This window comes from Bradyrhizobium sp. Y36 (genome assembly GCF_002531575.1).
Taxonomy (GTDB): Bacteria; Pseudomonadota; Alphaproteobacteria; order Rhizobiales; family Xanthobacteraceae; genus Bradyrhizobium.
On sequence record NZ_NWTI01000003.1, the window covers coordinates 255,938 to 267,112 of the forward strand.

The window sequence follows — 11,175 nt, forward strand, 5'->3', positions numbered from 1 at the left end:
AACGAAACGAGGTCGACATGGCTGTTGCAGCGCGGAAGCAAACATTCATTCGATCAGCTCGGCGTCCATCAGGAGCCGGCCGGGCACACTCAATCCGAGGGCATTGGCGGTCTTCATGTTGATGACGAGCTCAAACCTGGTGGCGAACTGCACCGGCAGGCTTCGGATATCAGCACCGCGCAGGACCCGGTCGACATAGCCCGCGCCGTCACGGAACTGTTCGGTGAGATCCGCGCCGTAGGACATCAGCCCGCCGTTCACTGCGTAGAAGCGGACGGCGAAGATCGCCGGCACCCGACGCTGCGCGAGCAGCGCGATCACCATCGCGCTCTGCGGCCCGACGAAGCCGCCGTCCGGCAAGACGACGAGGCCGCCGCCGACGCGTGCGGCCGTCTCGATCACCGCCGCGATCTCGGCGCCGCTGTAAACGCTGGCCCCGGTGACCTTGAGCCCGAGACGGCCCTCCATCCGATGAGCGGCCTGGAGATAGTGCTGCGCATAGGGGGAGGATTCCGGATTGAACAGCAGCGCCGCATGGCTGAGGCCGGGCACCATGTCCTTCAAGAGACCGAGCCACTTTCCGCTCATGGAATGCTCATAAAGCGAAAAGCCAGTCAGATTTCCGGTCGGCCGCGCCAGATTGGCGACGAGGCCTGTCCCGACGGGATCGGACAACCCGACGAAAACGATCGGGATCTTCTGCGTTGCATCGCGCAGCGCCCGGGTCGTTCCAGTGCTGGTGGAGAACAGCACGTCCGGCTCGGTGGCAACGAGCTCGCGCGCCTCCGCCTGCTGCCGGGCCGGATTGGGCCCCGGCCAGCGCACCTCAAGGCGATAGTTCTGGTTGGCGATCCAGCCACGATCGGCAAGGCCCTGCTGAAAGGCATCGACACGCATCTGCGCGCCGGGATCTCCCCCAACATTGCCAGTGAGCACCCCGACCGACGGCATCCTGTCCTGGGCCTTCGCCAGGACCGGAAACACCGCCGCCGCACCGGCAAGCGACATGAATTCACGGCGTCTCATGGTTCCCACACCCGTCGCATCGTCCTGCAGCGGGGAGAGGAAAACGACCTCGTCGCCCCAGAGGCTTGATCAGGATCAAGACATCCGTCGTCAGCGGGCGATGGGAAGCCGGATCGTGAACAGCGCGCCGCCCGCGAGTTGGTTCGCGGCCGAGATCGAACCGTGATGGGCCTCGATGATGGTCTTGACGATCGCGAGCCCCATGCCCATGCCTTGCGGCTTGGTCGTGAAGAACGGATTGAAGACGTTGGCGAGATCGGAGACGTCCATCCCGGGGCCGGTGTCGACGACCCTGATTTCGGCATCCTTGCCGGCGCGCAAGGTCGAGACACTCACCTCGCGCTTGCCGCTGTCCGCGTCGAAAATCGCATCCATCGCGTTGATGATCAGGTTGAGAACGACCTGCTGAAGCTGGATCGGATCGCCTCTGACCGGCAGGGCGGTCGCGGCGGCCATGTAGATCAACGTGATCCGGCGTCCATCGGCGACTGCCTGCACGAGGCCGATCGCCTCGCGCACCGTATCATTGAGCTCGATGTCCTTGACCTCGAACGGCGTCTTTTTCAGAACGCTGCGCAGCCGGCGGATGACCTCGCTCGCCCGCTGATCGTCGCGCCTGATGTCCGCGAGGATCTGCTGGACCTCCTTGATATCGGGTGAAGCTGCTCTCAGCAGGAGCTCGGCGGTTTCGGCGTTGGTCAGGATCGAGCCGAGCGGCTGGTTCAGTTCATGGGCGATGGACGTGGTCAGCTCGCCGACGGCCGAATAGCGATTGGCGTGTGCGAGCTCGGCTATGCGCTGGCGCGACTCGATCTCGGCGAAGCGGCGGCGCCTGCGCTCGTGCAACAGCCCGCTGATAAGGCCGGCCTGCACCAGGAACACCGCCGCAATCATCAATATCTGCCAGCGGTAGCGTTCCCAGATGTTGGGTTCGCGAAACAGGATCTCACTGCCGGGAGGCAGCCGGCTTTCGCTGATGCCCCAACGCTGCAATTCCCGCCAATCATATCGCGGCGCCGCGAAGCCGATCGTTTCAAAATTGATGCTTCCCGGTTTCGCACCGCCGAGAATGCCGACCGCGGCACTGACCGTCCGCGAACTCGTGTCCTTGATCAACTGCATCGGTCCACCGACCGTGCCGTCCCCGAAGAACGGCTCCTGGTAGGAGAAGATCGGAGCATTCGCGACGGCATGCAGGCTGCGCAGCGCGAGGTCGCTCTCATGCACGACGCCAGCCGCGTCAACCGACATCAGGCCCCAGAACAGCGCGGTGTGTAGCGGGAGCGTCGATGCGCGCTTGAGGATGTCATCGAACGACAAATCCGAATACCAGACGAACTCCAGACGCCCGGCGAAAGGCTTGAGCTCCCGCTTCACCTCCTCGACCCAGAATTTCTCGAGCGGCGAGGCACCGATGATGATCGCAACCGACCTGGTGTCGGGAAGAACCTGCAGAACATTCTCGAATGCGGCGACGAAATCGTTGTGGATCGCCACGACGACGTCGTTCTCGCCGAGATCGGCGCGATCAATCAGCCGGCGCTCCACCGCGCTCAGAATGAGCGGCGTATCGGGGAACAGTGTTGCACGGTATCTCTGCGCAAACCGGGCGGCGGGCGCGCCGATGCTCAGCACGATATCGGGCGTCGCTCCCTGGTAGAGCGACTGCAGATATTCGACGAACGGCGCCTCGGGACCGGGATTGTTGAAACGGGCCGTGAGCAGCGCATGCTCCTGGATATCCAGCGGCCAGGGCGATTGCCGCTCGAGCTCGGCCTTGATGTCGCGCGCATACTCGCTCCAGGGTCGAAACTCGCGGCCGAAGGAATGCAACACCAGCACGCGCTTGAGCTCGCCGCGGAGGTTGCGTCCGACGGCCTCCGCGCGCCTGGGCGCAAGGCACGCGGCGAGGACCAGGCAGAGGCACACCAGCGCGGCCGCAGCTGACCTGGGCCTGACCGAAACACCGCACATGGTCCGCTCTGCTCCACTCCCGCAGCTTCCGACGGCTGCGTTCCGAACAAATCTAGCGGGAATGGCGCTGCCGGGACAGTGCCGGCGACGCGATCAAATCCCGCTCAATGTCCGCTCAGCACCAGGGTCTGGATCGGCAGCAGCAACGCCTGAATGCGCAGCAGCAGCGCGTGGACGAGGCCGACACCGTCGACGACGTGCAGCGCGATCTTCCGGATGGTCGGCGTATCCTTGGCCGAGATCTCCTCATGATTGCTCGTATAGGCGTTGACGACGCAGCTGCTGCCGGGGGTCACGCCATCCAGCCCCCCTTTGTAAAGCGGCTCCATAAACACCAGGATGGTGCCGGGACGAACCGCGTTCTGTGGATCGACCAGCACCTCTCCGGACCGGAACTGTCCGGCCGCGATGTAATCCTGCACGGTCGTGATCACCATCGGGATGATCACCCATGGCTTGGAGATGCAGGTCGCTTCCGCGACCATGCCCTCTTTCATCACCTGCGCCTCGATCTGGCCGAACCCGGCCTGGAGCACCTTGCGGCCGGCTCCCTCCGGAATGAGCACGCCGGCGGGCCGCATCAGTTGATTGACGACGTCACCCGGGCGCACCAGGAATTGCTCGACACGCCCATCGATGCCGGCACGGACGACGGTCTTGTCGAGATCCACCTGCGCCTGGTCGAGCGCGGCCTCGGCGCTCGCCTTCTGCGCCGGCAGCAGGACGGAGACCTGCATCGACACGGATTGCTTGGCGGCACTCGCCGCGTCGACCCCCGACTGACGTTGCTCGACCAGGACTTGGAGCTTGTCGATATCGCGCTGTGGAACGATGCCGGGATTGCGCCGCTGCAGCTCGGTCTTGACCTCGAGCTCGTCCTTGGCCTGCTGGTAATTGGCCTTCGCCTCGCCGATCTGCGCCTCTGCCTTGACCACGTCAGCTTGTGTCGTCTGTATGGCCGCATCGACTTCCGCGACCTTCCGCTTGGCGGTCTCGAGCGCGGCCTGCTGCTTGGAAGCGTCGAGCGTGAACAGGACATCGCCCTTCTTCACCGGAGCGCTGAAGCCGATCTTGACGTCGGCGACGCGGCCCGAGCCTTCCGGCAGGATCGGCACGGTACGAAAATAGAGCGTCGCCGACGATGTCGCCGGATGGAAATAGAAGATCATGGTGATCAGCGACACCGTCAGCATCAGGCAGCCCGTGATGCCCCAGCGCAGCTCGTACCAGATCGAAAAGAACGTGATCTCCTTGCCGAAGCGCTTGCCCTGGCCGTAACGGCGGTAGAGATAGTCGGGCAGGATCGTCAGCAGTGAGCAGAACATCAGCTCAAACATCGCTGTGCTCCCTTGCCGGCGCCGGCTTGCCTGCCGCGGGCGCCGCGGGCTCGGGCGGGACACTCACGCCATCGGCGGCTGGCGTCGCATCGGCAATCTTCTCCACGGAGCCGGCAATGCTGCGCAGCGGTGTGCCAAAGTCGGGAAGGTCGATCATCGCGAGCAGCAGGCCTGCAATCCAGAAGATATGCATGTGCGTGAACAGCGAGATCAGGCCGAGCACCGCGACGAATTCGAATTGCAGCTTTTGCGACTTGTGCGCCATCCGCTCGGGCAGGCTGTGCAGTTTCCAATAGAGCGTGCCGACCCATAGCACGGTGCCGATCAGGAACAGGCCCATCACCACCATCAGCGTATCGGTTCCGCTCCCTGGTGCCAGATAGAACGGCAGATGGTGCGGTGCCATCGGATGCAGCTGGTCGCTCAAGCGTCTCTCCCGGCAAGCGATGGTCGACTTGCGTCATTGTGTTCAGGCAGCTTCCCCGATTGCTTGACTTGAATCAAGGGAATGTACTCGGCCGGACCTAGCGTTTGGCCGATGCTGATTGGATAACCATGAGGAGCCGCAACCATGTCCGGCCTCGACGATCTCATCCCCAACGCCGCCCAGATTCGGAAGGAAGCCGCCCTCAAGGAGGCCGAGAAGGCCGAAGAGTACGTCCGCCTCGCCGCGGCGGCCGATGCCGAGAAGCGCGCACTGATCGAGCGACTCGGCAAGCCCTCCGGCAAGAGCGAGGAAGAGAAGATCAAGCTCGCCTCGACCATCATCCAGCGTGCGGTGCGAAACGGTCTGACGGAGGTGCTGGTCTATCGTTTCCCCAACTCGCTCTGCACCGACAAGGGGCGCGCCATCAACCAGATGGAAAAGGGCTGGGAGACCACGCTGACCGGAATCCCCAAGGAGATCTTCCAGCTCTGGACCGACTATCTGAAGCCGCGCGGCTATCGCATCGCCTACCAGATCATCGATTTCCCGGGCGGCGTGCCCGGCGATATCGGCGTGACCATTTCCTGGGACGATTGATTACCTCGCGATTGACGATGTCGCCAAAGAGAGAACCGGCATGGCCAAGGATGCGCCCGCGGAACGCATGAAGCGGAAGGACTACGAGAAGCAGCTGGAAAAGCTTCAGGTCGAGCTCTGCCATCTCCAGGACTACGTGCGGCAGAACAAGCTCCGCGTCATCGTGCTGTTCGAGGGCCGCGATGCCGCCGGCAAGGGCGGGACGATCAAGGCCATCACCGAGAAGGTCAGCCCGCGCGTGTTTCGCGTTGTCGCCCTCCCCGCCCCGTCGGACCGCGAGAAGACCCAGCTGTTCTTCCAGCGCTACATGGAGAAGTTTCCGGCCGGCGGCGAGATCGTGATCTTCGACCGCAGCTGGTACAACCGCGCCGGCGTCGAATATGTCATGGGCTTCTGCACGCCCGCCGAGCACGAGCGCTTCCTCAACCTCTGTCCGCAGATGGAGAAATACGTCATCGAGGGCGGCATCATCCTGATCAAGATCTGGCTCGAGGTCGGGATGGACGAGCAGGAGCGCCGCTTCAAGGCTCGCATCGACGACCCCGTCCGGCAATGGAAGCTCAGTCCGATGGACCTGGAGTCCTTTCGACGGTGGTACGACTATTCGCGGGCGCGCGATCTCATGCTCAAGAAAACGAGCACCAGGGATGCGCCCTGGTACATCATCCGCTCCGACGACAAGCGGAAGGCTCGGTTGAACTGCATCGCTCATCTCCTTGGCGCCATCCCCTACAAGCGCATCAGGAAGGACAAGATCAAGCTGCCGAAGCGCTCCGACAAGGGACGCTACAACGATCAGGCCAGCCTGAAGGGGATGAACTTCGTCGCCGAGCGATATTGAGACGCGATCGGGCTGCGCTGCCGCAGCCCGTTGCCGCCTCAGGTCACTTCAGGCGGATCGTGACGCCGCCCACCGCCGCCGACACTTCCGCGCCGACCTTCGGACCGCTGAGCTGGAGGATCACGCCGTTGCCGTTCTGCAATTGAACGGCACCGGCCCCCGCGGCGATCGCCCCACCGGCTCCGCCCACGGCATAGGAACCCTCGATCGATCCAGGCCCCTTCAGATTGAGCGCCCGGCCGACGAACTTCGTTGTCGAGGCGCCCACCGTGAGTCCCACGCTCATGCCGGAGACCGTGAACGGATATTTCTTGCCCCGATAGAGCAGAACGCCCTCTCCACCGCCGACGCCGACAATGAAGCCGCCCTTGGTGAAGACGACGGCGACCTGGCCGGTGTCAGCGCGCGACGGCGTGCTGACACCGGTCAGGACTGCAATCGAGGCAACCAGTGCAATGCTCTTGGTAAGTTTCTTCATGACTTTCATTCCCCTTTTGATCATTGCGCGAGGATCATCGCGAAATAGCCGAACACGGTGAGAAGGATGCCCGACACGGCGTAGCCGACCGGGAATCCGATCCAGGGCACGGAGCTCTGGATCTCGACTGCGGCTTCGCGGCACGGACCGGAATGCGACCGCGCGCCCGCAACGCCGCCCATCAGCACCGCTGGATTGATCTTGAAGACGTGGAAGCCGATCGCCCAGACGATGAACGGCGGGATCGTGCAGGCGATGAAGCCGACGATGAAGATCTTCAGTGCCACCGCGCCGGTGAGCTGGGCCAGCAGCCCTGCGCCGGCATTGACGCCGACGATGGCCACGAAGACGACGAGGCCAAGATCCTCCAGCACGTTGCGCGCGGCATTCGGCGTGTTGCCGAAGAAGCGCAGGCGCGACACGATCGAGGACACGATCACACCCGACAACAGCAGGCCGCCGGCGTTGCCGAGACCGATCTTGGCGCCGAACGCCGGGAATTCGATCTTGCCGATCAGGAAGCCGATGATCATGCCGACGGCCAGCGTCAGCAGATCGGTCGAGGTGTTGGACCGGGCAATCCGGCCCCACATCTCGCCGAGCTCGTTCACGGCGGACTTCAGGCCGACCACGGAGACGATGTCCATCCGCTCCAGCTTGGTCTTGAGACCGGCCGGGATCTGCACGCCGCCCCGCTCGACCTTGGTGACCTGCAACTGGCCGGCGAGCGCGTTGTCGCGGAAGGACTCGAACGTACGTCCCACCATCTCCTTGTTGGTGACGAGGATCTCGGCCTGGTCCATCGGGATGCCGAGAGTCTTGGCATCGGCGACCTCTGGCCCGATCAGGCCCATCTTGTCGGTGAGATGTTCGGTCGAGCCGCCGAGTGCGACGATATCGCCCCTCTGCAGCACGAGCTCCGGATCGGCGCCTTGCGCCTCGCCACCGCGTGAGACGTTGACGATGCGGTATTCCGGATTGACCGCCCGGAACTTGGCGATACTCATGCCGGCCGTTGCGGCGTTCTCCAGTCGATAGGCGCGCAGGCCGAACTGGCGGAAACCGGTGAGACCGCCACCCTCGAGATCTTTGACGCCGAATTCCTGCTCGTACTGCCGGGCCGCCGCCTTCGCGTCGACGCCCCACCAGCGCGGCAGATATTTGCAGATCAGGATGATGCCGACGGTGCCCCAGATATAGGTGATGCCGTAGGACAGCGCGATCATGCCGGAGGCATCCTCGGCCTTCATGCCCTCGGGCAGCTTGACGACGCCCGAAGTGACGGCCTGCTCGGCCGAACCGATCGCCGCCGACATGGTCTGGGATCCCGCCAGCATGCCGCCGGCCGCACCGGGCGGTAGCGAGAACATCTTGGCGCCGATGACGACCAGCGCCAGGCCGATCACGCTCGACACCACCGCCAGGATGCAGAACTTCAGCCCGTCGCCCCTGAGGCTGTTGAGGAAGGACGGGCCGACACGCAGGCCGACGCCGTACATGAAGAGGTAGTAGAACAGGCTCTTCGCGAAATTGTTCAGCTCCAGCTTCACTCCGTAGCTGGAAGCCCAAACGGAAACGCCCGCCCCGACCACGATGGCGCCGGCAACCATGCCGAGGCCATAGCCCTTGATGCTGGCCCGGCCGATATAGACGGCGAGACCGACGACGAAGAACAGCAGCAGATACGGGTTCTGCTGCAGGAACGTGAAGAACGCCTGCATGTTCGTCCCCTCCAAACCTATGACGCGGCCTTGAGCTTCGGCTGCGCGCCCGGCTTCGGCCGTCCGAGTTTCGCCAAGGCTTCCGTGCGCACGAGCTTCAAGCCTTCCTTGGCGTCGTAGCCGTGGATCTCCTTCACATCGAGCTTGCGCATGAAGTCGATGGTCTCCTGCGTGATCACCTGCCCGGGCACCATGATCGGGAAGCCGGGCGGATACGGGATCACGAAGTTGGCCGAGACGAGCTCCGGTCCGGCCTTCAGCCGCCGGTCGATCTCGGGATCGTTGAGGCGGATGTGCTCGCAGCCGGCGACGTCATAGGCAGTGTAGAAGCCGGTGCGGATATCGCCTTCGTTGGTCTTGGTGCCGGCGTCGCCGCGGAAGCTCGGGTGGAAATGCGAGAAGTTCGGCAGGTCGGGCACGTCTTTCATGAGGCTCGTCACCCGGGCCTCGAACGTCTTGCGGGCATTGGCGCCGCCGTGGGCAAGGCCGCGGTCGATCTCGCCCGCGATTTCGGCGAGCACGCGGACGAGATGCGCGACGTCGCTGCGGGTGTTGTTGATGTTGGACTGGACCAGGACCGAGTTACGCGAGGTCTTGTTGACCTGAATATTGTATTCGTTGGCGAGAATGCCCTTGAACTGCGTGCCGTCATACCCGGCCATGCCGCACACCAGCGTCATGCGGGTCGGGTCGAGGCAGAACTCGTCCTCATCCAGGCTCTTGAGCGTATTCGCCCAGTTGACGCCGGGAGCGAGAAAATCCGTGAAGCCGCTCTGGCGGTATTGCGCGGGCACCATGGCGTCGGCACCGAGGATGCGGAAGTATTTCGAGATCAGCGGATTGTTGTTGACCGCCTGGCGGATCGCGAATGCGATCTCGATCGCATTGGCGACGAGACCATAGCCCTCCAGCTCCATCTGCCGCCGCGAGATGTCGAGGCTGGCGATCAATTGCTGGTTCGGACTGGTCGAGGCGTGGGTGAACACCGCCTCCTTGAACTGCTGCTCGACCGTGTGGAACTCGACGTCCTTGACCGAGAGCATCGAGCCCTGACGGATCGCCGACATCGACTTGTGGGTCGAGTTGGTCTGGTAGACACGCAGCCGGATCAGGCGCGGATCCGGGATCAGCCGGGTCTTGAGCAGCACCTCCTCGGACGGGCTCTTGCCGAGCTCGGTCTGCTGCTTCTCATAGGCCGCAACCGACTTCGGATCGCGCATCCACGCCTCGATCTCGTTGGCGGCGCCAAGTCCAGTGCGACGGCGCAGGAACGGCGAGAAGCGCGCGAAGCCGAACCAGGCCTCGTCCCACAGGAAGATCAGGTCGGGCTTGATGGCGAGACATTCCTCCATCACCCGGCGGGTGTTGTAGATGTGGCCGTCGAAGGTGCAATTGGTGAGATCGACCATCTTGACGCGGTCGAGCCGGCCGTCCGCCTTGGCGTTCAGCAGCGCCTGCTTGATCGTCTTCAGCGGCACCGCGCCGTACATCGAATATTCCGTCATCGGGAACGCCTCGACATAGAGCGGCTGCGCTCCGGCCAGCACCATTCCGTAGTGATGCGACTTGTGGCAGTTCCGGTCGACGATCGCGATGTCGCCGGGCGCGAGCAGCGCCTGCACCGCCATCTTGTTCGAGGTCGAGGTACCGTTGGTGACGAAGAAGACGCGGTCGGCGCCGAGTGCCCTCGCCGCCTTCTCCTGCGCCTTCTTGATGTTTCCGGTCGGCTCGAGCATGCTGTCGAGGCCACCGGTGGTGGCGCTGCTCTCGGCCAGGAACAGGTTCGGCCCGTAGAACTCGCCCATGTCGCGGATCCAGTCGGACTTGAAGATCGACTTGCCGCGCGCGATCGGCAGCGCGTGGAAAGTCCCGATCGGACGCTGCGCGTACTTCTTCAGATTGTCGAAGAACGGCGTGTCATAGCGATCCTGGATGCCTTCGAGGATCGACAGATGCAGCTCCAGAAGCTCTTCAACGGAATAGAAGATGCGGCGAACCACCGCCGCCTCGGGATTGCCGGCCAATTCCTCCACGTCACGGTTCGAGATCATGTAGAGATCGAGCTCGGGCCTGATGCGCTTGATGATCTGCGCGAGCCGCAGCGCCGACGCGTCGGTTTCGTCGTTGAGACCGGCGGTAGCCATGATCGAGCGCAGCACAGGCGCATTGTGCCGCGAACGCAGGCCAAAGCCCTCGTTGATGATGACGGCGCCGATGTTTGAATTGAGCATCGTCGCGCAGAAAGCATCCTCCAGGCTGCCGACGATGACCGGTTCATAAATGAAGGCATCGACCGGACGCCGTAGCTTGCGCCACTCGGCCGCAAGGGCGGGCCATTGGCCGGGCGACACGCCGGTGACGACCAGGGTCTCGAAATACGGCCTGCGCGCGGTAGGCGCGCCGAAGCTCGGCGGCACCAGCTCGGGCGCATCGCCATTGCCGTCATCCTTGACGTTCCAGTCGCCGGCATGCTGGCGGAAGGACCGGGTGGCCAGCGCCTGGGCAATCCTCGTCGCAAGAGCGAAGGAGGTCGCGCCGTCGCCGGCGGCCGCGGCTTCCCGCACCGCCGCCATCAGATGCATCCCGGGATAGCCGTGAAATTCTTCTGTGATCGAAAGATCAGCCAGCACCGCATCGTAGGCCGCGCGATTGCCGTCCCGCGCCCAGGTCTTGGCTGCTTCGACCAGGTCTCGCCAGTCGTCCGCCCGGGCGCCCGGACCGGAAAAGAACTGGTCGATGCGCTTTTGCGCCGGCTTCGTGTCCTTGGCCATGTG

Annotated in this window: 9 protein-coding genes; 2 read left to right on the forward strand and 7 right to left on the reverse strand. The window is 63.8% G+C overall.

Features of this window, described 5'->3' with window-relative positions:
• Positions 1-45 precede the first annotated feature (45 nt).
• The 4 genes from CO669_RS07935 to CO669_RS07950 all read right to left on the reverse strand — a co-directional run bounded on the left by CO669_RS07935 (position 46) and on the right by CO669_RS07950 (position 4,743).
• Entirely contained in the window at positions 46-1,026 is a 981-nt protein-coding gene (locus tag CO669_RS07935) for an ABC transporter substrate-binding protein (protein ID WP_097659225.1), read from the reverse strand.
• A 90-nt stretch (positions 1,027-1,116) separates the two neighbouring features.
• Positions 1,117-3,000 (reverse strand): sensor histidine kinase, encoded by a 1,884-nt coding sequence (locus CO669_RS07940; protein WP_097659226.1) that lies wholly within the window; start codon positions 2,998-3,000, stop codon positions 1,117-1,119.
• 104 nt (positions 3,001-3,104) lie between these two features.
• Complete coding sequence (locus CO669_RS07945; protein WP_097659227.1) at positions 3,105-4,337, reverse strand: HlyD family secretion protein; 1,233 nt, start codon at positions 4,335-4,337, stop codon at positions 3,105-3,107.
• The gene (locus CO669_RS07950) at positions 4,330-4,743 is read right to left on the reverse strand and encodes a hypothetical protein (RefSeq protein WP_097659397.1); all 414 of its coding nucleotides are present in this window, start codon (positions 4,741-4,743) and stop codon (positions 4,330-4,332) included. Before CO669_RS07950 ends, CO669_RS07945 begins: the two co-directional genes overlap by 8 nt.
• A gap of 165 nt (positions 4,744-4,908) precedes the next feature.
• Here CO669_RS07950 and CO669_RS07955 point away from each other — a divergent pair, with 165 nt between their 5' ends.
• On the forward strand, positions 4,909-5,361 hold the full coding sequence (locus tag CO669_RS07955) for a hypothetical protein (RefSeq protein ID WP_097659228.1): 453 nt from the start codon (positions 4,909-4,911) through the stop codon (positions 5,359-5,361).
• Between the two features lie 40 nt (positions 5,362-5,401).
• Positions 5,402-6,202: a polyphosphate kinase 2 gene (ppk2, locus tag CO669_RS07960; protein WP_097659229.1), complete on the forward strand. Its 801-nt coding sequence runs from the start codon at positions 5,402-5,404 to the stop codon at positions 6,200-6,202.
• A 43-nt stretch (positions 6,203-6,245) separates the two neighbouring features.
• On the opposite strand, the gene CO669_RS07965 is transcribed toward ppk2, so the two are convergent.
• The 3 genes from CO669_RS07965 to CO669_RS07975 are packed head-to-tail and all read right to left on the reverse strand — an operon-like array spanning position 6,246 to position 11,172.
• Positions 6,246-6,680 carry a hypothetical protein gene (locus CO669_RS07965; RefSeq protein WP_097659398.1) on the reverse strand — a complete coding sequence of 145 codons (435 nt, stop codon included), beginning with the start codon at positions 6,678-6,680 and terminating at the stop codon, positions 6,246-6,248.
• Positions 6,681-6,700: 20 nt separating this feature from the next.
• Positions 6,701-8,401 carry an aspartate:alanine exchanger family transporter gene (locus CO669_RS07970; protein ID WP_097659230.1) on the reverse strand — a complete coding sequence of 567 codons (1,701 nt, stop codon included), beginning with the start codon at positions 8,399-8,401 and terminating at the stop codon, positions 6,701-6,703.
• A gap of 17 nt (positions 8,402-8,418) precedes the next feature.
• Positions 8,419-11,172, reverse strand: a complete 2,754-nt coding sequence (locus CO669_RS07975; RefSeq protein ID WP_097659231.1) for a decarboxylase — start codon at positions 11,170-11,172, stop codon at positions 8,419-8,421.
• Between the last annotated feature and the right edge of the window lie 3 nt (positions 11,173-11,175).